The sequence below is a fragment of the Onishia taeanensis genome (assembly GCF_013349955.1).
Lineage (GTDB): Bacteria > Pseudomonadota > Gammaproteobacteria > Pseudomonadales > Halomonadaceae > Onishia > Onishia taeanensis_B.
Genome location: NZ_JABVXC010000007.1, coordinates 147,391 through 170,205, shown reverse-complemented (window position 1 = coordinate 170,205; position 22,815 = coordinate 147,391). Strand labels below are relative to the sequence as shown.

Here is a 22,815-nt window from a genome sequence, read left to right as displayed (position 1 = left end):
CCAACAAGGGAAGGCCATGCGGGTCGGGGGGACAATCTGTTTTGATGATTTACGGACTTATAGCTCCGGCGTCGACAGCCTAAACCTTGCCACCTGGCATCTTCATCTAAGCTTAGCCGCCTAGTTGCAGATGAGCATTCTATCAATGGCCCCCTGAACAGGTCTCGTGATCGCTGATAAACCGATTTCCGGGAGATCGGTGCATGCAGCTGTCGCATGAGACGATCTATCACAGTCGCTTCATTCAGGCGCCTTGCGTACTAATGAAGGAGCCGATGCGACACTTGAGGACCCGCCGAATGATACGCCGGTCCAGGTTGGCGAGTAGCCAGTCACGTGGCCAGATCAGAGAAGCCGTCTCCATACGAGCGAATACCAGAAGTGAAGGATCGAGCCATTCCGGGGCATGGGAAGGGCGACTTGATCACGGGCTCCAAGAACTCGCATATCGCCACATTGGTCGCGCGTCACTCCCGCATTACATTATTGGTCCAGATGGCCGGTAAGGACACGGGCAGCGTAATTGACTGTCTTGTGAGATAGGTCTCAAAGCTTCCCGATTCTCTAAAAAAGTCGCTGACATGGGATCATCGCGGTGCCCAGCTTGCTGATGACAAAACATTTACAGTGACGACCAGTATACAAATTTATTCTTGTGATGTTCAAAACCCATGGCAACGCGTGACCAGTGAAAATACGAACCGGATCTTGAGGCAGTATTACCCGAAAAGGACTGGGCCGCTCTGCCTTAACACAACAAGTCCTCAATTGGGTTGCAAGCAAGCAGAATGAGCGACCCAGGAAAGCTCTGGCTTAAGGACACCCGCAGAGGCCTTATCACTACCATTGCATTGATCGGCTGAGCGTAAGAGCTACAATCTACAGAAACAGACCCATGGCGACCTCAAGTTTAAAGGGCAAAGCTTTTGTAGAGTCCGCGGGCCGACCTAATATTGGGAAAGCGCAGGAAGATTGCTCAGAAACCCTGCAAGCAGATACTGAGCGCATCTCTTTAACATAAAGCGAGAGCCTGCAATAAAATACTTATATAATATAATATGCCGAGTTAAGAATATGCAGATTCACGCCTCCCCAAAGCCCCCTGGAGCATAAATAACAAAAGGACAAAAGGAACAAACCTCACATAAGTAAACACATAATAACCAACAGAAAAGGACAATAATGCCAAAATTATTAAAGAGCTTAAAAAATACCTAGAATCAATGTTTTTATACAAAAAATCAATGCATAGGAAATAAAAAACAACCGCCCCAAGAAAACCATACTTTAACAAAGAAAGAATATAGTCTGAGTCAGAGTAAAGAAACAAAGGGCTATAAGAAAAACCGATCCCTGACATTGGGCTTTCTAGGATATATTTTATATTATTTTCCAATGCCGAGGACGAATACCTGGAAATAACACCAGAGGTACTGCTCCCCACAACCTTTTCGAAGACAAAGTTAAACCAGCCAAAGAAAACCCCCAAAAAAACAAATGTAGATAGGCAAAAAAATACAAACAAATAAAGAAAAGATTTTGATTTAAAACGACTCGACAACCACACGTAAGAATAACTAACAAAGGATAGCATCAGAAAAAATGCAGAGGAAGCTGATTGTAAATTAGTCAAAAATACAATAACCGAAAACACAATAAAAATATTAATCAAGCGAGACCCTTGCATTTTAGCTTGGATATATACAGCCAACAAGCCAATTAAATAGAAATACATTGCCGCAATGGAATGAGAGCCGAATATTGAGACCGGCTTACCAAGCTCTATCATTCTCGGGACTAAATCCGCATAGCCGTAACTGTAAAAACCTACAACAAATTCAGTTAAAGGTTTTATTTTCAGCAAAATAGAGTATCCCAAGAAAATTACAAAAAAGGAAGCAATATAATAAACCCTCAAAACTCCAGACATCTTCAAGCTTATTTTCGAGCTAGTAGAAACCAGAAAAATTAGCGGAAGCAGATAGAATATCTGGCCCCATGCATAAGAATCAAATTCAGAAATAAGCGTATAAAACACTATCAACGAAAGAAGTAAAATAGAAAGAGACAATCTTGAGAGCAAGAACACCAGCTTACCCTTAGTAACTAGCATTAGCAGCAAAATAAGATTGACTAATGCAGCACCGGCCGGTAACAAAGGGTTAATATCACCCATGAGGGATGTTGGAAATAAAAAAGAAACCACCAGCAATAGATTAGTAAAGCAGCAAGAGGCCGGACATGCCAAAATTTTACTCATTCTCCAAAACCTTGTCCATCATTGATAACGGGGAGTAGCGTTCTAGCACGTGCTCTTCTACTGGCGGATATTCTTTTTCAACGAAGTTCCTCATCGCTTCTTTATCAAAAACATCATTTTCTATAACAAACACCCTTGCAGGATCATAAAAATCATAATTAATAACTTCCTTATTATTAGTAACCAACTTCTTGCTTAAAAAAATTGACTCCAAAGCTCTCATAGTCAACCCAGACTGACCCTCTTGGTTTATTTCCAAGATGATAGCACTATTGGTCACAGCTTTTACCACCTCTTCATATGGCATAGGTTTATTTACGTATAGCTTCGAATGCCGTACTGAAGTTTTATCCGGAACAACGAAAAATTTGGACTCAATTCCTAGAGACTCAAAAGACCGAGAAAGCTCTTCAACCAAGCTAATCCTACCCTTGTCTTTCCCAATAAAAAAACACCCCTCCCCTTGAACATCAGTGCCCAGCCCCTCCCCATAAACAAAAACCTGATCAAGCATCCCTATATTATATTTTTTACTTTGCATATGGTCAAAAGTATAAACTCTATCAAAAACGCATTTGGCTTCAGAGACAAAATCTTCACCTACAGTATTCCTAACAATCAATATCTTTTTTTGATCTCTTTTTTCTATAGACTCTATATAAGAAAAAAAGTTTGAATCTTTGCATATAATAACATCACCACTCGCACTCCCCCTCAACTTGATGCGAACATAAGTCTTAACCACCTCTCTCTTTAACCTGTGAAAAGAAAAATAATTTGCGACAAGGTAGACAATCTTAAGCCAAGAAGGAAGCACAATGTTATCCGCAAAATACTTTTCCCTAACCCCGTCTATCATTACTTTATCGTAATCACTACTCCATCCAACAAAAAAAACCTTCATCACCTCACACCTCTTCTCTTAAACCTTTTCACCACTATATATAGATTAGCGGCCTGACTTATCAAAACCGCAATTGGTAGCAAAAAAAGACGGGTAACTATTTTTTTAATGATTTTTTTTCTAGACTTTTTGTGGAATCTATAAGAATAATAACCACTTCCGGAGCGTGCCATAGACGGACTCAAGACATTATAAGAAACCGAAAACTTCCAAAGGGAATACATCAATGACAGCTGATCTCTTCTTATTCCGTTGCTATACTCTGATAGCCAAAACTCCATTGCTTTAGCGACATTAGAAACATTGTGATTTCGATAAATTATATTAGCCTCGACAAACGACTGATCAATATAGCCATCTTCTTCATACTTGATCTGCTGTTTGTAAAACTTGATCGCATCTGTAACACCAATTTTCGAATACTTAACCATCGGTGCAAATTCATCATAGACGGACGCTGCACGATGATGAGCATGAAGTGCCATATCCGACGATAACAATATATCAGAAACAAAACCACTAATCGGAAGTTTTATATCAATATTCCCATCTATATACACACTCATCTTATATTTAGAAAAAAACTCATGCGGAAGCATCTTGTAATATCTGTTTTCAGCCGAATCAGTAAGAAACTTTTTTTCAACTACCACAACCTCCCAACCCTCAGCTTCAATTGGTCGATCGGAGAAGAGAATATAATCGACATATTCATCCGATGCGACTTTAGGAGGCAAATCATAACCACCAAATATTGCTGTATATACCACAATATTATTCATTAAAAACAAAACCCAGGAAGTTGAAAACTAAAAAAACCCAATCAATGCCAAAAAAGCCTAGGTGTCGGCTCCAATGTGATTGACCACATGCTTGGTAAATAACTAGGTGTCGGGTCCCCGATGATCGAATCGCCTATAGAAGTTATCCTCTGCTAGCCGCCAGAAAGCTTCTTGAGCAATTCATTCGGGAGCAGGTTCATGGACATCAAGCTGCATAAACAAGCTACTACTACACCGAAGATCCGTGCCGAGATCTAGGAAGCCCCTCCAGCATCACAGATAGCGAGTTGGCCCGCCAATATGGCGTCGCCACCGCACCATCCGGCGCTGGCGGTACCGTGACGATGTCCAAGGCCGATCTCACACGCGGCACAACCTGCTGGCCACGCTTACGCCCGAGCAAGAGGAGTGGTCTTACCCAGCAAACGTGGACACCGATCTAAGCGATCATACAGGCCTCGAAGGCCTCTGGGCTGATCATCCCAATCGCACTATGCCGGCGCTGCCGATTGTAGTCTATCTCGATATACTCGAACACTTGCCGCCGCATGGCATTCCGGGTTTCGAAACGCTCACCATGGGTCGCCTCAACCTTCAGGCTATGGAAGAAAATCTCGGCACAGGCGTTATCGTAGCAATTGCCTTTGGCGCTCATGCTGCACGTGAGTTCATATTTCATGAGCAGTGTCTGGTACAGAGTCGAGCAATATTGGCTGCCACGATCGAAATGGGTGATCACTCCCTGGGGCGACTTTCGCCGAGACAATGCCATTTTGAGGGCGTCACCCGCCAGGTCCGCCGTCATCCGTTCACTCATGGCCCACCCGATCACTTTGCGCGAGTAAAGGTCGATCAGCACCGCCAAGTAGAGCCACCCCTCAGAGGTCGCTAGGTACGTGATGTCGCCGACCCATTTCTGGTTGGGCCCCTTGGCGGTAAAGTCTTGTTCCAGCAGGTTGGGTGCCACTGGAAGAGAGTGCCTCGAGTTCGTCGTCGCCTTGAACTTGCGTGCCTCCTTGGCACGAAGTCCCTGACGTTGCAGGCTAGCGGCGACCGTCTTGCGGTTCACGGACAGACCATCGTCAATGTGATCCAGTACCAACCTGGGAGCACCTGAGCGTCCTCTCCGCCGCTGGAAAACCTCCGCCACTCGCTGGTCGAGAACAGCCTGCTGACGGCGTCTTAGGGAGGGTGTGCCACCCCGTTTACACCAGCCATAGCAGCCACTGCGCGCGACGCCAAGCGCCTTGCAGATTAGCTGGATGTGGAGCGCATGACGATGGCCGTGGATGAAGGTGTACTTCACTTCAGGTTTTTCGCGAAGTACACCGCCGCTTTTTTATGATGGACATTTCCTCCGATATTTCAGCGAGTTGCCGGTTCATCCGGGCGTTTTCATCCGCTAGTGATTGCTCACGCTCAAACGAACTCTTTTTCTGCTGAACCTTGGCGCGCCACTGGTAAAGCTGGCTTTGTAAACCCAGCTCACGAGCAGCGGCGGTGACGCCTACGCGATCAGCGAGGGAAAGTGCCTCCTCGCGATAGGCATCGGAGTAATGGGTACGTTGTTTCTTCATCGGAGTAGCTTGCCTAGCCATAGGACACCTCGTTCAGTGTACTTCCTTAACGGGATGTCCACTGTTGCTGGGCAAGATCACTTCATCACCGCCATGGAACACTTTCATCTGCCTGGAAGCCGTGGCAGACCACGTAAACGCTGTCGCTACATTGTGGCGGACAAGGGCTATGTCAGCGATCCGCTTCGCCGCTACTGCGACCGGCACCGTATGAAGCCGGTCATTGCCCGGCGCAAGATGAAGCGAAAACCGCGTCCTGGCGCCTCTCGGGGCTTCGACAAGCCCCGTTATCGAGAGCGAAACATCATCGAGCGCTGTTTCGGGTGGATCAAGGAACTGCGCCGCGTCTGCACCCGCTACGACAAGTTGGCCAGCAGCTTCAGAGCGATGGTATGTCTGGCCTGCATAGATCGCTGCTTACGTGCCGACTTTCCAGACAGAACCTAGATGTCGGGTCCCGTGTGATTGACCACTCGCTTGGTAAATAACTCAGGGTGCTTGGTCTGCCATTCTTTCATCACCTCAATCGGCGATTGATGGTGCAGCGCCTTCTGCGGAATATGGTGACTGTACAGCCACGTATAGCGCTTCAGCGTCTGCTCCAGGTCCTCGCCTGAGGTATAGCGCCGAGTCGCCAGCACATCGCTGATACGGCCGTTGAAGCGCTCCACCATACCGTTTGTCTGCGGCCTTCCCGGCTTGATCAGACGGTGCTCGATGCCAAGGGCATGGCACTCCTGGTCAAACGGGTGGTTCCCGCTGGGCTTGCGCTCACCCGCTCGTGTGAAGCGATCGGTGAATGACTTGCCGTTGTCGGTTAGTACCGTCTGGACCTTGAAGGGAGCCTTCGCCTCCACCCGCTTCATGAACGCCCGCGCATCCTTCGCGGACTGGCTGCGTCTCACCTCCAGGTGGACCCAGCGCGTGGCGCGATCGATGGCGACGTACAGGTAGCGTTTTTGCTCCTCGTCGGGCATCTGGGGCAGGTGCTTGATGTCGATGTGCACGTAGCCCGGCTCATAGTCTTTGAAGGGCTTGTGCCGGGGCTTCTCATCATCGCCCGCGTCCCGTCGAGCCAGCTCTGCCAGTGTCGGCACCTCGCGCCGCTGGAGCATGCGATGCAGACCAGAACGCGACAATCCAGGATTGAGGAACTCGCGCGCCACGACGAGCAGATCATCCAGGCCGAGGCGCAGGAATTCGCGCGCGGCGATCAGAACCTCTTCCTGTTCGGAAGTGAGCGTGGCCAGCAAGTTGTGACGCGTGTGCGGTCGGTTTTTGACATCGTCACGGTACCGCCAGCGCCGGATGGTCGCGACGGCGACGCCGTACTGGCGTGCCAGCTCGCTGTCGCTGATGCTGGAAGGCGCTGCCTAGATCTCGGCTCGGATCTTCGGTGTGGTGGTCGCCTGTTTATGTAGCTTAATGTCCATATCCTTGCTCCCGGATGAACTGTTGAAGAAGCTCCTTGGCGGCCAGCAAAGGATAACTTCTATAGCTCACCTGATCATCCGGGACCCTACACCTAGATATCTTTATAAGGCTTCACCTGACCGTACTATTGACCTGAGTATACAGCGCAATATCTTTCGCGTAGTAGTCCCTAATAAAATCCTGCACGTAGCTCGAATCAAACAAGACATTCATTCGATGGTCTCTGTGCATGTATACTTGCTTACGGACCTGCTGCTTTACACCTTCAGGCAGCAACCGGCTGACCTGTTTGGACAACGGCCTTGACGTTTCGATCATCCAACGAAGAAAGTCGTTGCGAAAGACAAATGACTGGTTAGCCCGTCGCTGCACTCCTCGCGAGTGACGGTCCTTCCCCATTGAGTGGCCCACATGCTGGCCAACAGCTTCAAGCAGAAGATCAACATTATCAACCGTATATAGCGAGTCAATGATCTTTTCGCCGTCCAACTCAATGTAATCTATCTGCTTCTGAAAGTGGATATACTCCGGCGGTAAAAGGTGGTTACTCCTTGGCACTTGGGACAAATAGGCGATGCTCTCATCGACGGCCTTCCTAATATCATCGACACTACAACGGTGAATGGGCTGATCGCTGTACCTCTTCAAGCGCTGCGACACCGACGAGGAAAACCGAGCGAAGGGATCACGCACCACGGCGAAGGACCAGTAGTTTGTAACGGCTTTGAACTCTTCTTCGAAGTGCTCCCTGAGCGTAAACAACGGTATGTGAACATAATCCAGGTTACCCAATAACGGGTGGACGGCAACACGACCGGTATGTGCACCATTGCAGTCATCAAATTCCAGCAGAGGATTGCGAATTGTCGTTCCTGCGCACTTCGGGATATGGATAAAAGCGAAGCGATGTGTATTACTGATAATCATACTGTTCCTTTACAAAGCCGAGGGCCGGAACCCCATCCGCTGAATGAAGCGGATGGCGAGCACGGCATTCCACGTCACAAGGCCGATCGTCACCGCCAGCGCCGCGCCCACCGCACCAAAGGGGGGAGTCAGGGTAACGGCCGCCAACACAGTGGCTACCAGGGCGGTAACATGCCCGAGCAGGGTATCGCGCTCATATCCAGTCATGGTTAGGAACAAGCCCACCGACCCAAATGCCACGTTTACAAGCTGCCCCACTGCCAGGATCGCCAAAGGCCAGACCGCTACGTCGGTGTAGTCTTCACCAAAAATCAGATTGATAATCGGTTCCCCAAAGAAGATAAGCGGAATAGCAACCGGCAGCGCAGCGACCAACGCGGCCCGTGCTGACTGTCGTGAGAGATGCTGCAAGCGTGATATATCTTTGTCCCGGTTGGCTCGGGTGATGTGGGGTCCGAGCACCATGTTGACGATGGTCAGAGATAATGACACAAACATTGCGCCGTTCTGAGCAACCCTAAACGCCCCCACTTCGGTATCTGATCCAAGCCATCCCAACACCAGAATGCCAATCTGTGCATTGAAGGTACTGACTATTGCCAGAAAGGTGAAAGGCAATAGTGCCCCACCCCATTCACCATTCAAATACACTGGCTTCGCATCCGCAATCTGCCTTGGGCGGCATCTAAAGAATAACCACAACCCCAGAGCGAGCGACAAGGTAGTTACCACCACCTGGCTGGCCAGTGCGGTAGCGGGGTTAAGTAGTCCCGTTAATAAAAGCCCGCTCACTATGACCAGGTGCAAGCTAGGGCGTACAAGGAGTTCAGGAATCTGAGCGAAGATGATCTTACGCAATCCTCTCAGAATACTAGTCCTCAACGCATTAAGTCCCAGCAGTGGCAATAGCGGGCTAGCGAGGAACAGTAGTGTCCAGTGATCATTCACTACCCAGCTCGCATTTCGAGCGGCCAACATAGCGATGATCACCATCAACAGAATTGATCCAAGGATCACCCACTGGTGGGCACGCTTAAGCAGGCCCCGAAACAGCCCCCACTCTTCACCGTGATGAAACTTCGCCACTTCACGAGTCACCAGTTGACCGAGACCGGGGCCTACCGGCAGTACCAGTAGAGAGAGCACTGCCATGACAAATGAGTACTGGCCGTAGCTTTCCGGCCCCAGTCCACGAGCCAGCAAGACGGAAGCGACCAGCGTCAGCGGCAGCGAGAGCAACTTGAGCCCACCCACCCCCAAGGCACCGCGTACGAGTTGTGCCTTGAGAGCATTACCGCGGCCAAGGGCATACAGCCGCTGTAATGCGGCGGTCACTCGAAGCACTCCGCTTGGACAAAAGCGACACCTTGGCGATCCTTCTCCGAGACCAGAGGTTCAACGTTATCCGAAAGCGGCCAGGTAATGGCCAAGCCTCGGTCGTCCCAACGAATACAACGCTCAAACTCGGGAGCGTAGAAATCCGTGCACTTGTACTGGAAATCCGCAGTGTCACTAATTACGTAAAAGCCGTGGGCGAATCCGGGCGGCACCCAAAGCTGGTGTTGATTTTCTTCCGAGAGCACCTCCCCAACCCACTCGCCGAAGGTGGGCGAGCTCTTGCGCAGGTCCACCGCCACGTCGAACACCTCGCCGCGGGTGACGCGCACCAATTTGCCTTGGGGCTGTTTCATCTGGTAGTGCAAGCCGCGCAGGGTATGCTGCACCGAGCGGCTGTGGTTGTCTTGCACGAAGTTATCTTCGATGCCGGCCTCGGCAAATACTTGGGCGTTCCATGTTTCCATGAAAAAGCCGCGTTCATCACCGAACACCTTGGGTTTGATCAGTTTAACGTCGGGGATGCGAGTCTCGATCACGTCCATTCGACTCAGGCCTCCTGCTCGGCGATTTGCGTGAGATAGGCGCCGTAGCTGTTCTTCTTCAACTCATCGGCTTGGGCTAGCAACTGGTCGCGGTTGATGTATCCCATGCGGTAAGCCACTTCCTCCAGGCAGGCCACCTTCAAGCCCTGGCGCTTCTCCAGAGTCTCGATGAAGCTAGAAGCCTCGTGCAGGGAGTCGAAGGTGCCGGTATCCAGCCAGGCGTAGCCACGCCCCAGCAGCTCGACTCTAAGATCGCCGCGCTCCAGGTAGGCCTGGTTGACGCTGGTGATCTCAAGTTCGCCGCGGTGCGAGGGCTTGACCGCCTTGGCGATCTCGACGACCTCGTTGTCGTAGAAGTACAGGCCGGTCACCGCGTAACGCGATCTCGGCTTCTCCGGTTTCTCCTCGATGGAGACTGCACGCTTATCCTCATCGAATTCCACCACGCCGAAGCGCTCAGGGTCGGTGACCTGGTAACCAAACACCGTAGCGCCGCTAACCCGGGCGCTGGCCGCCTGCAACTGCTTGGAGAGGCCGGGGCCGTGGTAGATGTTGTCGCCGAGCACCAGACATACCGGATCGTCGCCGATGAACTCCTCACCAATTATAAAGGCCTGAGCCAGTCCGTCGGGGCTCGGCTGCACGGCGTAGCTGAGCGTGATGCCGAACTGGCTACCATCCCCCAGCAGCCGCTGGAAACCTTCCTGATCCTCAGGAGTGGTAATAATCAGGACCTCCTGTATACCAGCCAGCATCAGCACCGAAAGCGGGTAATAGACCATCGGCTTGTCGTACACCGGAAGCAGTTGTTTGGAGATGGCCTTGGTGATGGGATAGAGACGCGTGCCGGAGCCGCCGGCGAGGATAATGCCTTTGCGAGCCATATCGGGTCCTTACTTAACGCTGAGTTTCGAGAAGTACGCGGGCGGCGCCTTGCTGCCAAGTGGGCAGGGTGAGGCCGAAGGCGTTTTCCAACTTGCTAGTGTCGAGCCGAGAGTTGAGCGGACGCGTCGCGGGCGTGACCCATTCGCTGGTAGTGATAGGAGTAATTCGACCAGGGGTAGCCTGGATTTCGGCTCCCTGCCCTTGCAGCCACTCAGCGATGAAAGTGGCGAAACCGTGCCAGCTGGTCTCGCCGCCTGCCGCCAGATGATAAAGTCCCTGCTTTGAAGCATCACCAAGGGTCTGGTGTATGGCGTGGGCCGTCACATCAGCGATCAGCTCAGCGCCGGTGGGCGCCCCAACCTGGTCGTTGATCACCTTGAGGGCGTCGCGCTCGCGAATCAGCTTGCCCATGGTGGCCAGAAAGTTACTGCCAAGGGCGGCATAGACCCAGCTGGTGCGAAAGATCAGCTGCTGACAGCCGCAGGCCTGAATAGCCTTTTCACCGGCTAGCTTGCTGGCGCCGTAGTGATTTACAGGCCCCGTAGTGTCAGTTTCCCGCCAGGGGACATCGCCGCTGCCATCGAACACATAGTCGGTTGAGTAGTGCACAAGCAATGCATCCAGCGCCCACGCCTCCTCCGCTAGCACGCCGGGAGCCTCGCCATTGATACGACTAGCCAGTTCGTGCTCATTCTCGGCACGGTCTACGGTAGTATAGGCTGCGGCATTGATGATGACTTTAGGCTTAAATTCGCGCACAGTGCGGCGCAAGCCATCAATATCTGCCAGATCACCGGTTAGACCGTCGCGACCATAGCGATCTAAGGCAATGAACTCGCCCAGGGGCGCCAGGGATCGCTGGAGTTCCCAGCCCACCTGTCCGTGCTTGCCGAACAGCAACATCTTCATACTGAAATACCTGTTCCCAGCCTTTCGCGTTGATAGCTGCCGTCTTGGACACGCCGGCACCACGCGAGGTTATTTAGGTACCATTGCACCGTCTTGCGAATACCGCTCTCAAACGTTTCCTCGGGCCGCCAGCCAAGCTCACGCTCAATCTTGTCTGCGTCGATGGCATAGCGCAGGTCGTGGCCAGGCCTGTCAGCAACATAGGTAATCAGATCATGATAATGCGTGAGGCTAGGCACTTGCTGGGCAAGCGTACTACCCACCGGAGCCAGTTCGTCGAGAAGGCTGCAAATAGTATGCACAACCTCGATGTTCTGCTTCTCGTTGTGGCCGCCGATATTGTAAGTCTCCCCAACTCTTCCTTCCGTCACTACCTTGTAAAGTGCCCGAGCGTGGTCGTCTACGTATAACCAGTCGCGGATCTGCTCGCCCTTGCCATAGACAGGCAGTGCCTTGCCTTCCAACGCATTGAGGATCACCAGCGGGATCAGCTTCTCGGGGAAGTGATAGGGCCCGTAGTTGTTGGAACAGTTAGTGATCAGCGTGGGCATGCCATAGGTGCGCTGCCAGGCACGTACCAAGTGATCCGAACTAGCCTTACTGGCGGAATATGGCGAGCTGGGGGCATAGGAGGTTTCTTCGGTAAACAGTCCCTCCGGCCCCTCCAGGTCGCCATACACCTCATCGGTGGAGATATGGTGGAAGCGGAATGCTTGCTGACGTTCACTATCCAAGCCATTCCAGTAAGACCGCGTCACTTCCAGCAAGGTGTAGGTGCCGATGATATTGGTTTCGATGAACGCTGCTGGACCATCGATGGAACGGTCGACATGGCTCTCAGCGGCCAGGTGCATCACTGCATCTGGCTGGTGCTCACTGAATAGCCGCTCGAGCTCATCTCGGTCGCAGATATCCACCTGTTCAAATGCGTAGCGCTCACTGTCGCTGACCTCGGCCAGCGATTCCAAATTTCCGGCGTAGGTCAGCTTATCGACATTGACCACGCTGTCGGCAGTGTTAGTGATGATATGGCGAATCACAGCTGAGCCGATGAAGCCCGCGCCGCCGGTAACCAATAACTTCATAGCTTTCCTATTCATTAAAAACACTGGCTGAACAATCAAAAAATCACAAAAAAGTGAGCAGCCACCTGAGACACATCACATTTTTATCAATTTTTTATTTCGCCAAAACCGTCACATCTTTATAAAAAAGCCTCATATTTCTATGAGGCGATTCCCGTAACCTGCTGATTTTATTGACCACCACCGATAAGGGCGGTTATCAGTGGCATTAGAGTTCCTGTTGTTTAAGGCTGCTGCAGACAAGACCCGCAAACTGCATAAGGAAGACACCCATTACAGACAGCATTCCGCCCAGTACCAAGGCGAGTGCCATTATAAGCGTACGGCTTGTACCTGTTTTTTCTAGGCTCTGCTGTGCCGTCTGCGCGATTCGGCCATCCTTGAGTAAGCCAAGGCGATCCTTGGTCATCGCAATCTGCTCGGAATAGCTGGCCAGGAGATCTGCTGCACTAGGCGATGCAGATTGCTCGGCGGCTTCAAGTGAATCTTGCAGGCTTTCCAGGCGGCTCTCGAGGCTAGCACGCTGTCGGTCGACCAAGGCCTGCTGGTTGCTTGCGATGTTATCCAACAGAGCACTGTGCATCTTTTCTACCAAGGCCGAGTTGGCTTCTGAAGCCTGTGAGGTAATTTTCACTAGCTGAGTATCCTCAGGCGTCGACAGGTCCACAGCAAAAGGGAGCGATTCTAGCCCTGACTGCTGGAGGAGCTCACGCGTCACGGGAGCTACGGCGAGACTCTGTGCCTTGGCGATGACGGTGTTCGCCGACTCCAGCGCCCGTTCGGTACTCCCCTCCCCTACTGGGGCTTGCTCAGCCACATCGTAAACCGATACATAGCTATAGGTCGGTGTCATGGTCAGCACGTAGGCGAACGCTGCCAGCACTACCACCGCGAAGATAATGGCCATTGCCTTCCAGCGGCGCACCAGAATGGCCGCTAGGTCGACCAGGGATATTTCGTCATCGTAGGAAGAGCGCTGCTCTGTCATTGATCGGTTACTCGTTAATTAGCTATTTATTCATGCGGCGAGCAGGCACGCTACCGCCCGGGGATTACCTGGGCGTGTTCCCTAACCCTATGATTCATATTGGCTTGCGCAGACCTGCCGCAGTTTGCGCATTGTATGCTGATTGTCGATCAAGCTCTAGACGACAATGGTGAGAAAAGGTAGCGAATGGGGTTGCTAATCGGCGACATATGGCCGAAACATCAATCAGTTATGATTGTTATGTTACCTCTTGCCCTTCTACCACGGTTCTTGGCTAGAGCTTTTCGGCCCACGCTTGAGCGGCATGCCACAGCTGTCGGTGAACGTGCTGGAAGGCTTGCTCGCTCTTACGATAGGGGTCGGGGATCTCCGCTGCTTTGCTTTCCAACCAGTGCCCGAACAGCATCGTCTTGCCGAGCGCTGCCGGTGACAACTCGCCTACGGCTAGGCGCTGGCCATGGCTCATCACCAGCACTAGGTCGGCCTGTTGCAGCATTTCATGGGTTAGCTGGCAAGCCACATGGCCAGTCACGTCTAGCCCTACGGCCTCCGCCAGCTGCCTTGCCGTGGGATCTACGCCCTTGCCGACCATGGCCCCCAACCCCGCCGACTCAATACGCTTGCTTGGGCATAGCTGCTTGAGCATGGCGGCCGCCACCGGGCTACGGCAGATATTGCCGGTACATACCACCAGAATATGCTCGATCATGACCTGAACTCCCAGGCACTGTTAGATGAAGATACCGACACTCCCGGCACTTCCGTCAGTAATACTCCTGCAGACGGCCATGTCATGTCTGGATTATAGCGAGCCCGATGGGCCACTGTGTCGGCTTGAAGGCGGGCGAAAATCGAGACACCTGGAGAACGAAACCCAACTTGTGCTTTGCCCTGAACATGATGCATAAACCCCGGCTCTTGGGTCGGGGTTTATGCTTGAGCTCAGGTAGGGGTCTCGGTAATCGGCCTCGGTCAAAACAGGCGATTGAGACCGTTCTGCGCCGCTACCCGATAGGCCTCGGCCATAGTCGGGTAGTTGAAGGTGGTATTGATGAAGTACTTGAGGGTGTTGGCCTCGCCCTCCTGCTGCATGATCGCCTGGCCGATGTGTACGATCTCGGAGGCCTGGTCGCCGAAGCAGTGAATACCGAGAATCTCGAGGCTCTCGCGGTGGAAGAGGATCTTGAGCATGCCCACGGTGTCGCCGGTGATCTGCGCGCGGGCGGTGTCCTTGAAGAAGGCCTGCGCGACTTCGTAGGGCACCTTGGCGGCAGTCAGCTCGCGCTCGGTCTTGCCCACCGAGCTGATCTCGGGAATGGTGTAGATGCCGGTCGGCACGTCATCGACGAAGCGGAAGTCCTCATCCAGCAGGTCGTCGCTTGCGTTGCGGCCTTGGTCGTAGGCGGCACTGGCGAGGCTCGGCCAGCCGATCACGTCGCCCACCGCATAGATATGCGGAATGGCGGTACGGTAGTGGTTATCGACCTGCAACTGGCCGCGGCCGTTGGCTTCCAGGCCGATGTTCTCGAGCCCGAGTTGATCGGTGTTACCGGTGCGGCCGTTGGCCCACAGGAAGGCATCGGCACGCAGCTTCTTGCCGGACTTCAGATGCACGACGACGCCGGACTCATCGCCCTCTACCCGCTCATAGTCTTCGTTATGACGGATCAGCGCGCCGTGGTGGCGCAGATGGTAGGACAGCGCGTCGCTGATTTCGTCGTCGAGGAACGACAGCAGCCGGTCGCGGGAGTCGAGCAGGTCGACTTTGACGCCGAGGCCGGAGAAGATCGAGGCGTACTCGCTGCCGATCACGCCGGCACCGAAAATAATCAGGGTGCGTGGCGTGTGCGACAGCCCGAGCACGGTGTCCGAGCAGTAGATGCGCGGATGACGGAAGTCGATGTCTGCCGGGCGATAAGGTCGCGAGCCGGTCGCGATGACGATTTTCTGGGCGTTGATTTCCTCGACGCCTTCGTGGTTATCGCGCACCAGCAGGGTGTGCTCATCCTTGAAGCGAGCCAGGCCAAAGAACACATCGATGCGATTACGGGCATAGAAGGTAGTACGCATTTCGACCTGCTGGTCGATGGTCACCTGGGAACGCTGCAGCACCTTGGGAAACGAGAACCAACGCGGCTCACCGATATCGCGAAACATGCGGTTGGTGTTGAAGGCCATGATCTGCTTGACCTGATGGCGCAGCGCCTTGGAGGGGATGGTCCCCCAGTGGGTGCAGTTGCCACCCACGGACTGCTGCTTTTCGATGATCGCCACGCGTTTGCCATGCTTCGCGGCGTTGATCGCGGCGCTTTCGCCCGAGGGACCGGTACCGATCACCACCACGTCGTAATTATGAACTGCCATCGTTTCTCCTAACGCTGAGGGTCCCGTCTATATCTATCTTGTGCGACTGAATGCGGCCAGTGGCTCAGCGCCGGGTGGCGTCATAGCCAAGATCGGCGCCACGGCTCTCGTCGCTGGCACGGCGGGCACTGGTGGTCTTTTGGTTTTCTTCTTCGCAGACCTTGTCGTTGCCGCCGCAAATATCGCAGCCATTCTTGAGGCCCAGGTTATTGAGCCCGCCGCAGGAACCGGCAATCGGCTTGCGGCCGAGGATAACGCCGATCGCCATGGCGGCCATCAGTAGCAGCATGAAACCGAATACTAGAAGCCAGATCGTCATGAGAGTCTCCTTGGCTGCCTCTGGAGGTATCTGTCCAAAGCGAGGCAGGCGATGGGGAGTGAATGAATGTCACGAATGAAAGGACTGTCCCTACTGCTATCCCTATTACTATCCCTATTACTATCCCTGTATCACTGTGACCTCGGCTGGCGGCACATCATTCCTGTTGTCGTCAGGCGAGGTAACAGTCGGGCAAAGGGCGATAGGTGAAAAGAAGCAGGGCCGGCCCAGTGGGCCAGCCCTGTATCGCAATGGCCTATTTCATTGGCGTGGCGTTTACCGGCGGCAACGCTGCGCGAGGGCGCTGTTAACCCCTCCTTGGGCGCTACCTAGGCCATCCATGGCCAAGGACCCTCGCTGCGCCTTGCCCCCGGTACCCAGCCACCGAGTTTGGCGATGAATGCTTAGCCGCCGAAATCGTCCAATGCGATGTTCTCGGGTTCGACGCCCATATCCAGCAGCATCTTGATCACCGAGGCGTTCATCATGGGCGGCCCACACATGTAGTACTCGCAGTCCTCGGGAGCCGGATGGTCCTTGAGGTACTTTTCATAGAGCACGTTGTGGATGAAGCCGGTCGGGCCTTCCCAGTTGTCTTCGGGCAGCGGATCCGACAGCGCCAGGTGCCACTCGAAGTTGTCGTTCTCTTCGGCCAGTTGGTCGAACTCTTCGTTGTAGAAGGTCTCGCGCCAGGAGCGCGCACCGTACCAGAACGAGATCTTGCGCTTGGAGTTCAGGCGCTTGAGCTGGTCGAAGATGTGGCTGCGCATCGGTGCCATGCCGGCACCACCGCCAACGAAAACCATTTCGGCATCGGTGTCCTTGGCGAAGAACTCACCGAAGGGCCCCATCACCTGTACCTTGTCGCCCGGCTTCAGGTTGAAGACGTAGGTCGACATCAGGCCCGGCGGATGATCGGTGCCGGGCGGTGGCGTGGCGATACGGATGTTGAACTTGAGCAGGCCGTACTCTTCCGGGTAGTTGGCCATCGAGTAGGCGCGGATGACCTCTTCGTCGCTCTTGTGGGAGACCTTGAACAGCTCGAACTTCTCCCAATCGCCCCGGTACTCTTCTTCGATATCGAAGTCGGAGAACTTGATGTCATAGGGCGGCGCCACCAGCTGCACGTAACCACCGGCACGGAAGTCGACTTCCTCGCCTTCGGGCAGCTTGAGGTTGAGCTCCTTGATGAAGGTCGCGACGTTGGGGTTGGAGGTGACCTCGCACTCCCACTGCTTGACGCCGAAGACCTCTTCGGGGACCTCGATCTTCATGTCCTGCTTCACCGGCACCTGGCAAGAAAGGCGCCAGCCTTCCTTCTTTTCACGCATGGTAAACGCGGATTCTTCGGTTGGCAGGATCGCCCCGCCGCCGTCGGGCACACGGCACTTGCACTGGGCACAGGAGCCGCCACCGCCGCAGGCCGAAGACAGGAAAATGCCGTTGGCCGCCAGGGTTTGCAGCAGCTTGCCGCCCGCCTGGGTGCTCAGGGTGTACTCGGGATCGCCATTGATCTCGATGGTCACATCGCCGCTGCTGACGAGTCGGCTGCGCGCGGCGAGGATGATCCCCACCAGGCCGATAACGACCACGGTGAACATGACCACGCCGAGCAAGATGACAGTTGTATCAACCATGTCGGGTTCCTATTGGTGTTCGTTGCCTGAGGCGGGCCTCAGAGCTGGATACCGGAGAAGGACATGAAGCCTAGCGACATCAGACCCACGGTGATGAAGGTGATGCCCAGGCCCTGCAGACCCGCCGGCACATCGCTGTACTTGAGCTTCTCACGAATCCCGGCCAGGGCGGCGATGGCCAGCGCCCAGCCCATGCCTGCGCCGGCACCATAGATGACGGATTCGCCGAAGTTGTAGTTACGCTCGACCATGAACAGCGTGCCACCCAGGATGGCGCAGTTCACGGTGATCAGCGGCAGAAAGACGCCGAGAGCGTTGTAGAGCGACGGTACGAATTTATCGAGGAACATCTCGAGAATCTGCACCAGTGCGGCGATGACGCCGATATAGCTCAGCAGACCGAGGAACGACAGGTCGATGTTTTCGGCGCCGCTGATTCCGGTCCAGGACAGCGCCCCTTCCTCGAGCAGATAGGTAAGGATCAGGTTGTTGACCGGCACGGTGATCGCCAGTACCACGATCACCGCGATGCCCAGGCCAATCGCCGACGAGACCTTCTTGGACACGGCGAGGAAGGTACACATGCCCAGGAAGAAGGCTAGGGCCATGTTCTCGACGAAGACCGCCGAGATGAACAGGCTGAGATAATGTTCGAGCATTTACACGGCCTCCTTCGGTTGGGTGTTTTCCTTCATCTTGAACTCGTTTTCTTCAACCTGCTCCGGCTGTACGCTGCGCAGCACCCAGATGAACAGGCCAATGACGAAGAACGCGGAAGGCGGCAGCAACATCAGGCCGTTGGGCACGTACCAGCCACCGTCCTGGACGGGGGTCAGGATGGTAATGCCAAACAGGCTGCCCGAGCCCAGCAGTTCACGGAAGAAACCGACGATCAGCAGAATCACACCATAGCCCAGGCCGTTACCCACACCATCGAGGAACGACAGCACCGGGCCATTCTGCATGGCAAAGGCCTCGGCGCGGCCCATCACGATGCAGTTGGTGATGATCAGACCGACAAACACCGACAGCTGCTTGGACATCTCATAGGCATAAGCCTTGAGCACCTGATCGACCACGATCACCAGTGAGGCAATGATGGTCATCTGCACGATGATGCGGATCGAGGACGGAATATGGTTGCGGATCAGTGAGACGAACAGATTCGAGAACGCCGTGACCGCGATAACCGCCAGCGCCATGACCAGCGATACACTCATGCTGCTGGTCACCGCCAGCGCCGAGCAGATCCCGAGGATCTGCAGTGCGATCGGGTTATTCTTGAAGATCGGCGTGATCAGCACGCCTTTAGGGGTTGCGGCTGACATATCTTAGGCTCCTTCCGCTGAGTCACGGATCTTGGCGAGGTAGTTGCCGAAGCCGGCATCACTTAGCCAGAACTGCACCAGGTTGGTCACGCCCTTACTGGTGAGCGTAGCACCCGACAGGGCATCGACTTCTGTCGCGCCGCTGGCACCGCCCTTGACCAGGGCGATCTCTGGGGCACCCTCGCCCACATCACCATCGGCGTACACCTGCTTGCCTTCCCACTGAGCCTTCCACTTCGGGTTATCCACTTCACCGCCCAGCCCCGGTGTCTCGGAGTGGGAGTAGAAGGTAATGCCTTCAATGGTATTGGCATCGCCATGCAGCGCCAAGTAGCCACGCATCAGACCCCATAGGCCCTGACCACGTACCGGTATAATGATCTGCTCGGGATTTTGCGGATCCCCGACCAGATAAACCACCGAATAGTTTTCCTGACGCGACAGGCCGGCGATATCTTTCTCGCCAGACAGTGTGCGCGATTGGGCCGGGTCACGCGAAGCGGAGAACTGATCATAGGTCTCCGGATCCACCGCATCCGTGTATTCACCGGTGCGCAGGTCGACGGCACGCGCGGTCACCTGTTCGAACTGCTTGGTAACCGACTCGCCTGCCTCATAGAGGCCCGCTACCTGGAGGATGTTCGACTTGCGGTCGGCCTCCTGGTTGAACGCTTGCTGCGGGCGCAATGCGACCGCGGCAGTGGACACGATCACCGAGCAGACGATGCACAGCGCGAAGGCGACGATCAGCGTCTTCTTGATGGAGTTGTTACTCGCCATCAGGCACTCTCCTCAGCCATGGCACCAGTACGCTGCTGGCGGCGCTTGATGTTGGCCTGGACAAAGAAATGGTCAATCAGCGGGGCAAACAGGTTGGCGAACAGAATCGCCAGCATGATGCCCTCGGGGAAGGCCGGGTTCACGACACGGATCAGCACCGTCATCACGCCGATCAGTGCGCCAAAGGCCAAACGCCCCTTGTTGGTCATGGAGGCGGAGACCGGGTCGGTCGCCATGAACACCATGCCGAAGGCGAAGCCACCCACTACCAGGTGCCAGTACCAGGGCATGGCGAACATGGCATTGGTATCGGAGCCGATGGCATTGAACAGCGAGCTGGTCGCCACCATGCCGAGGAAAACGCCCAGCATGATGCGCCAGGAGGCGATGCGGGTCCAAAGCAGCACGGCGGCACCAATCAGGATCGCCAGCGTCGACGTTTCACCGATGGAACCCGGGATGTAACCCAGGAAGGCATCCATCCAGCTGAACTGAGTGGACAGCGCCGACATACCGCTCTGGTAAGCGGTGGACAGTGCCGTGGCACCGGTATAGCCATCGGCCGCGACCCAGACGCTGTCGCCCGAGATCTGCGCCGGATAGGCGAAATACAGGAAGGCACGACCGGTCAGTGCCGGGTTGAGGAAGTTCTTGCCGGTACCGCCGAAGATTTCCTTGCCGATCACGATGCCGAAGGTGATACCCAACGCCACCTGCCACAGCGGAATGGTCGCCGGCAGGATCAGCGCGAACAGCACCGAGGAGACGAAGAAGCCTTCGTTGACCTCATGGCCGCGCTTGATGGCGAACAGCACTTCCCAGAAGCCGCCCACCACGAAGGTCACCAGGTAGATCGGCAGGAAGTAGGTCGCACCCAGCACGAAGTTGGACCAGACGCTGCTTACATCATGGCCACCAGCCAGCAGCATCAGGATGGCTTCGCGCCAGCCGCCCATGGAAGCATAACCGTCGGCAATGGCGGCATTGGCCTGCCAGCCGGCATTCCACATGCCAAAGAACATCGCCGGGAAGGTGCACATCCAGACGGTGATCATGATGCGCTTCAGATCGACACCATCACGGACGTGAGCCGTGGTCTTGGTGACGCTGGGCGGCGCATAGAAAATCGTATCGACGGCTTCGAAGAGCGGATAGAACTGCTCGTACTTACCACCCTTGTGAAAGTGCGGCTCGAGATTATCGAGTGTCTGTCGGATTCCCATCATCAGGCCTCTTTCTCGATGGTAGTGAGGTTGTCACGCAGGATGGGACCGTACTCATATTTGCCCGGGCACACGTAGGTGCACAGCGCCAGGTCCTCTTCATCCAACTCCAGACACCCCAACTGCATGGCAGTTTCAATGTCGCCGACGATCAGCGAACGCAGCAGTTGGGTGGGCAGGATATCCAGCGGCATGACGGTCTCGTAATTGCCAACCGGCACCATGGCACGCTCGGAGCCATTGGTGGAGGTGTCGGGGGCATACTTCTTGAGGCCGAGAATCTTCGACAGATAGATACCCATGACCGAGTGCCGGTTGGCACCGGGCGACAGCCAGCCCATGAAGGCCCGCTTGTTGCCCTCTTCCAAAAGGCTCAGCTGGTTGTGGAAACGCCCCACATAGCGCAGGGCGCCCTCGGCGATAGAGCCGGCGAATACCGAGCCAGAGATCACGCGTGTATCGTCAGGCGACTTGACCTCGCCGGCCAGCAGCTCTTCGGTGCTGGCACCGATGCGAGTGCGCAGCAGGCGCGGGTTTTCGGCACGCGGACCGCCAATCGCGATCACGCGGCTGACGTCCAGCTTGCCCTCTGCGAACATCTTGCCGAAGGCGATCACGTCCTGATAGCCGATGTGCCAGACCTTCTTGTTCAGGGCCACCGGTGACAGGTAATGAATGTGGGTGCCCACCAAGCCGGCCGGGTGCGGACCGCCGAAACTCTCGACCTGCACCTGCTCGACGTTGCTGCCGGGCAGGTTGGCGTCAGGTGCCTGACAAAGAAAGACCTTGCCTTCGGTGAGCCTCGACAACACCTTGAGACCGTTCTCGAATGCCTCGGGCGCCTCATTGATGATGACGGCAGGATCCGGGCTTAGCGGATGGGTATCGACCGCAGTCACGAAGATGCTTTCCGGCACCCCATCGAGTGTCGGCGTACGTGAGAACGGGCGCGTGCGCAGTGCCGTCCAGAGACCCGACTCGACGAGCTGGTCCACCACCACCTGACGGTCGAGGCTGTCGAGCTTACCGGCGCCATGGGCGGTGAACTCGACGGCCTCTTCCTCATTTTCATCAACCTTGATCACCACGGACAGCAGCTTGCGCTTCTCCCCGCGATTGATCGCTACGACTTCACCCGCCGCCGGCGCGGTGAACCGCACGCCGTCGATCTTCTTATCGGTGAAGAGCAGCTGGCCTAGTTTGACGCTATCCCCCTCCCGGACCTCCATGGTCGGCTTCATGCCAACGTAGTCGGTGCCCAGGATGGCCACGTGACGAACCGGGCGCGCATCCTCGATGCGCTGCTCGGGCGCCCCCGCGATGGGGAGATCCAGGCCTCGTTTGACTTCGATCATAGACTCGCCCAGTTATCGGCTCTGATGTGTCAGGAAAGAGGTTCGAAACACGCGTTAGCCCAGGGCCAGTGGATTGGCGCCAAGGATTACGGTCACGGCGTTCGAATTCTTTTCTTATCAGAAGGTTGTCAGTTCGGCCCGCGACGCGCGGACCGCCCCTAAAATCTCGGTCATTATA

20 protein-coding genes and 4 pseudogenes are annotated in these 22,815 nt (G+C 54.8%); 3 read left to right on the top strand and 21 right to left on the bottom strand.

Annotation, left to right across the window (positions count from 1 at the left end; genetic code table 11):
- Positions 1–570 precede the first annotated feature (570 nt).
- A pseudogene (locus HUS66_RS18115) lies at positions 571–817 on the top strand (transposase); the annotation flags it as partial.
- 249 nt (positions 818–1,066) lie between these two features.
- Here the strand turns inward: HUS66_RS18115 and HUS66_RS10500 are convergent.
- From HUS66_RS10500 to HUS66_RS10490, 3 genes are read right to left on the bottom strand one after another with little or no spacing between them, the layout of a single operon-like run.
- Positions 1,067–2,260 carry a hypothetical protein gene (locus HUS66_RS10500; protein ID WP_175070859.1) on the bottom strand — a complete coding sequence of 398 codons (1,194 nt, stop codon included), beginning with the start codon at positions 2,258–2,260 and terminating at the stop codon, positions 1,067–1,069.
- On the bottom strand, positions 2,253–3,164 hold the full coding sequence (locus tag HUS66_RS10495; protein WP_175070858.1) for a hypothetical protein: 912 nt from the start codon (positions 3,162–3,164) through the stop codon (positions 2,253–2,255). The genes HUS66_RS10500 and HUS66_RS10495 overlap by 8 nt, the downstream gene beginning before the upstream one ends.
- Positions 3,164–3,946, bottom strand: a complete 783-nt coding sequence (locus HUS66_RS10490; RefSeq protein ID WP_175070857.1) for a glycosyltransferase domain-containing protein — start codon at positions 3,944–3,946, stop codon at positions 3,164–3,166. Before HUS66_RS10490 ends, HUS66_RS10495 begins: the two co-directional genes overlap by 1 nt.
- A gap of 198 nt (positions 3,947–4,144) precedes the next feature.
- Between HUS66_RS10490 and HUS66_RS17825 the strand changes: the two are divergent.
- Positions 4,145–4,355 (top strand): annotated as a pseudogene (locus HUS66_RS17825) (IS481 family transposase); the annotation flags it as partial.
- 30 nt (positions 4,356–4,385) lie between these two features.
- Here the strand turns inward: HUS66_RS17825 and HUS66_RS10485 are convergent.
- A protein-coding gene (locus HUS66_RS10485; protein ID WP_175070856.1) for an IS3 family transposase occupies positions 4,386–5,544 on the bottom strand; the annotation gives its coding sequence in 2 pieces (ribosomal slippage) (positions 4,386–5,280 and positions 5,279–5,544; 1,161 coding nt in all).
- 90 nt (positions 5,545–5,634) lie between these two features.
- Here HUS66_RS10485 and HUS66_RS10480 point away from each other — a divergent pair.
- Positions 5,635–5,970 (top strand): annotated as a pseudogene (locus HUS66_RS10480) (transposase); the annotation flags it as partial.
- Here the strand turns inward: HUS66_RS10480 and HUS66_RS10475 are convergent.
- The 17 genes and pseudogenes from HUS66_RS10475 to HUS66_RS10395 form a co-directional block, all read right to left on the bottom strand.
- A pseudogene (locus tag HUS66_RS10475) lies at positions 5,967–6,956 on the bottom strand (DDE-type integrase/transposase/recombinase). The pseudogenes HUS66_RS10480 and HUS66_RS10475 overlap by 4 nt on opposite strands.
- A gap of 112 nt (positions 6,957–7,068) precedes the next feature.
- Positions 7,069–7,884, bottom strand: a complete 816-nt coding sequence (locus HUS66_RS10470; protein ID WP_175070854.1) for a sulfotransferase family 2 domain-containing protein — start codon at positions 7,882–7,884, stop codon at positions 7,069–7,071.
- Between the two features lie 9 nt (positions 7,885–7,893).
- The gene (locus HUS66_RS10465) at positions 7,894–9,219 is read right to left on the bottom strand and encodes an oligosaccharide flippase family protein (RefSeq protein ID WP_175070853.1); all 1,326 of its coding nucleotides are present in this window, start codon (positions 9,217–9,219) and stop codon (positions 7,894–7,896) included.
- Positions 9,216–9,764, bottom strand: a complete 549-nt coding sequence (gene rfbC / locus HUS66_RS10460) for a dTDP-4-dehydrorhamnose 3,5-epimerase (RefSeq protein WP_175070852.1) — start codon at positions 9,762–9,764, stop codon at positions 9,216–9,218. The genes HUS66_RS10465 and rfbC overlap by 4 nt, the downstream gene beginning before the upstream one ends.
- 5 nt (positions 9,765–9,769) lie before the next feature.
- Positions 9,770–10,648, bottom strand: coding sequence for a glucose-1-phosphate thymidylyltransferase RfbA (rfbA, locus tag HUS66_RS10455; protein ID WP_175070851.1), 879 nt, complete (start codon positions 10,646–10,648; stop codon positions 9,770–9,772).
- Between the two features lie 13 nt (positions 10,649–10,661).
- The gene (gene rfbD / locus HUS66_RS10450; protein ID WP_175070850.1) at positions 10,662–11,558 is read right to left on the bottom strand and encodes a dTDP-4-dehydrorhamnose reductase; all 897 of its coding nucleotides are present in this window, start codon (positions 11,556–11,558) and stop codon (positions 10,662–10,664) included.
- Complete coding sequence (gene rfbB, locus HUS66_RS10445) at positions 11,555–12,643, bottom strand: dTDP-glucose 4,6-dehydratase (protein WP_175070849.1); 1,089 nt, start codon at positions 12,641–12,643, stop codon at positions 11,555–11,557. The genes rfbD and rfbB overlap by 4 nt, the downstream gene beginning before the upstream one ends.
- A 208-nt stretch (positions 12,644–12,851) precedes the next feature.
- Positions 12,852–13,631, bottom strand: coding sequence for a Wzz/FepE/Etk N-terminal domain-containing protein (locus tag HUS66_RS10440; protein WP_175070848.1), 780 nt, complete (start codon positions 13,629–13,631; stop codon positions 12,852–12,854).
- Between the two features lie 274 nt (positions 13,632–13,905).
- Positions 13,906–14,340, bottom strand: coding sequence for a low molecular weight protein-tyrosine-phosphatase (locus tag HUS66_RS10435; protein WP_175070847.1), 435 nt, complete (start codon positions 14,338–14,340; stop codon positions 13,906–13,908).
- Positions 14,341–14,603: 263 nt separating this feature from the next.
- Positions 14,604–15,995, bottom strand: a complete 1,392-nt coding sequence (gene sthA / locus HUS66_RS10430) for a Si-specific NAD(P)(+) transhydrogenase (RefSeq protein WP_175070846.1) — start codon at positions 15,993–15,995, stop codon at positions 14,604–14,606.
- A gap of 64 nt (positions 15,996–16,059) precedes the next feature.
- A complete protein-coding gene (nqrM, locus tag HUS66_RS10425) occupies positions 16,060–16,314 on the bottom strand; it encodes a (Na+)-NQR maturation NqrM (protein WP_175070845.1) in 255 nt (84 codons plus the stop codon).
- Positions 16,315–16,718: 404 nt separating this feature from the next.
- Positions 16,719–17,951: an NADH:ubiquinone reductase (Na(+)-transporting) subunit F gene (gene nqrF, locus HUS66_RS10420; RefSeq protein WP_175070844.1), complete on the bottom strand. Its 1,233-nt coding sequence runs from the start codon at positions 17,949–17,951 to the stop codon at positions 16,719–16,721.
- Positions 17,952–17,989: 38 nt separating this feature from the next.
- Positions 17,990–18,610 carry an NADH:ubiquinone reductase (Na(+)-transporting) subunit E gene (gene nqrE, locus HUS66_RS10415; protein WP_175070843.1) on the bottom strand — a complete coding sequence of 207 codons (621 nt, stop codon included), beginning with the start codon at positions 18,608–18,610 and terminating at the stop codon, positions 17,990–17,992.
- Positions 18,611–19,279, bottom strand: coding sequence for an NADH:ubiquinone reductase (Na(+)-transporting) subunit D (locus HUS66_RS10410; protein ID WP_175070842.1), 669 nt, complete (start codon positions 19,277–19,279; stop codon positions 18,611–18,613). It lies immediately after the preceding gene.
- 3 nt (positions 19,280–19,282) lie between these two features.
- A complete protein-coding gene (locus HUS66_RS10405) occupies positions 19,283–20,062 on the bottom strand; it encodes a Na(+)-translocating NADH-quinone reductase subunit C (RefSeq protein ID WP_175070868.1) in 780 nt (259 codons plus the stop codon).
- Entirely contained in the window at positions 20,059–21,285 is a 1,227-nt protein-coding gene (locus HUS66_RS10400; protein ID WP_175070841.1) for an NADH:ubiquinone reductase (Na(+)-transporting) subunit B, read from the bottom strand. The genes HUS66_RS10405 and HUS66_RS10400 overlap by 4 nt, the downstream gene beginning before the upstream one ends.
- On the bottom strand, positions 21,285–22,637 hold the full coding sequence (locus tag HUS66_RS10395; protein WP_175070840.1) for a Na(+)-translocating NADH-quinone reductase subunit A: 1,353 nt from the start codon (positions 22,635–22,637) through the stop codon (positions 21,285–21,287). Before HUS66_RS10395 ends, HUS66_RS10400 begins: the two co-directional genes overlap by 1 nt.
- Positions 22,638–22,815: the final 178 nt, after the last annotated feature.

What these genes read in the sequence shown, in the direction of transcription:
- HUS66_RS10500 (WP_175070859.1), bottom strand. Translation starts at nt 2,260, where the DNA reads ATGAGTAAAATTTTGGCATGTCCGGCCTCTTGCTGCTTTACTAATCTA.
- HUS66_RS10495 (WP_175070858.1), bottom strand. Translation starts at nt 3,164, where the DNA reads ATGAAGGTTTTTTTTGTTGGATGGAGTAGTGATTACGATAAAGTAATG.
- HUS66_RS10490 (WP_175070857.1), bottom strand. Translation starts at nt 3,946, where the DNA reads ATGAATAATATTGTGGTATATACAGCAATATTTGGTGGTTATGATTTG.
- HUS66_RS10470 (WP_175070854.1), bottom strand. Translation starts at nt 7,884, where the DNA reads ATGATTATCAGTAATACACATCGCTTCGCTTTTATCCATATCCCGAAG.
- rfbC (WP_175070852.1), bottom strand. Translation starts at nt 9,764, where the DNA reads ATGGACGTGATCGAGACTCGCATCCCCGACGTTAAACTGATCAAACCC.
- rfbA (WP_175070851.1), bottom strand. Translation starts at nt 10,648, where the DNA reads ATGGCTCGCAAAGGCATTATCCTCGCCGGCGGCTCCGGCACGCGTCTC.
- rfbD (WP_175070850.1), bottom strand. Translation starts at nt 11,558, where the DNA reads ATGAAGATGTTGCTGTTCGGCAAGCACGGACAGGTGGGCTGGGAACTC.
- rfbB (WP_175070849.1), bottom strand. Translation starts at nt 12,643, where the DNA reads ATGAAGTTATTGGTTACCGGCGGCGCGGGCTTCATCGGCTCAGCTGTG.
- HUS66_RS10440 (WP_175070848.1), bottom strand. Translation starts at nt 13,631, where the DNA reads ATGACAGAGCAGCGCTCTTCCTACGATGACGAAATATCCCTGGTCGAC.
- HUS66_RS10435 (WP_175070847.1), bottom strand. Translation starts at nt 14,340, where the DNA reads ATGATCGAGCATATTCTGGTGGTATGTACCGGCAATATCTGCCGTAGC.
- sthA (WP_175070846.1), bottom strand. Translation starts at nt 15,995, where the DNA reads ATGGCAGTTCATAATTACGACGTGGTGGTGATCGGTACCGGTCCCTCG.
- nqrM (WP_175070845.1), bottom strand. Translation starts at nt 16,314, where the DNA reads ATGACGATCTGGCTTCTAGTATTCGGTTTCATGCTGCTACTGATGGCC.
- nqrF (WP_175070844.1), bottom strand. Translation starts at nt 17,951, where the DNA reads ATGGTTGATACAACTGTCATCTTGCTCGGCGTGGTCATGTTCACCGTG.
- nqrE (WP_175070843.1), bottom strand. Translation starts at nt 18,610, where the DNA reads ATGCTCGAACATTATCTCAGCCTGTTCATCTCGGCGGTCTTCGTCGAG.
- HUS66_RS10410 (WP_175070842.1), bottom strand. Translation starts at nt 19,279, where the DNA reads ATGTCAGCCGCAACCCCTAAAGGCGTGCTGATCACGCCGATCTTCAAG.
- HUS66_RS10400 (WP_175070841.1), bottom strand. Translation starts at nt 21,285, where the DNA reads ATGATGGGAATCCGACAGACACTCGATAATCTCGAGCCGCACTTTCAC.
- HUS66_RS10395 (WP_175070840.1), bottom strand. Translation starts at nt 22,637, where the DNA reads ATGATCGAAGTCAAACGAGGCCTGGATCTCCCCATCGCGGGGGCGCCC.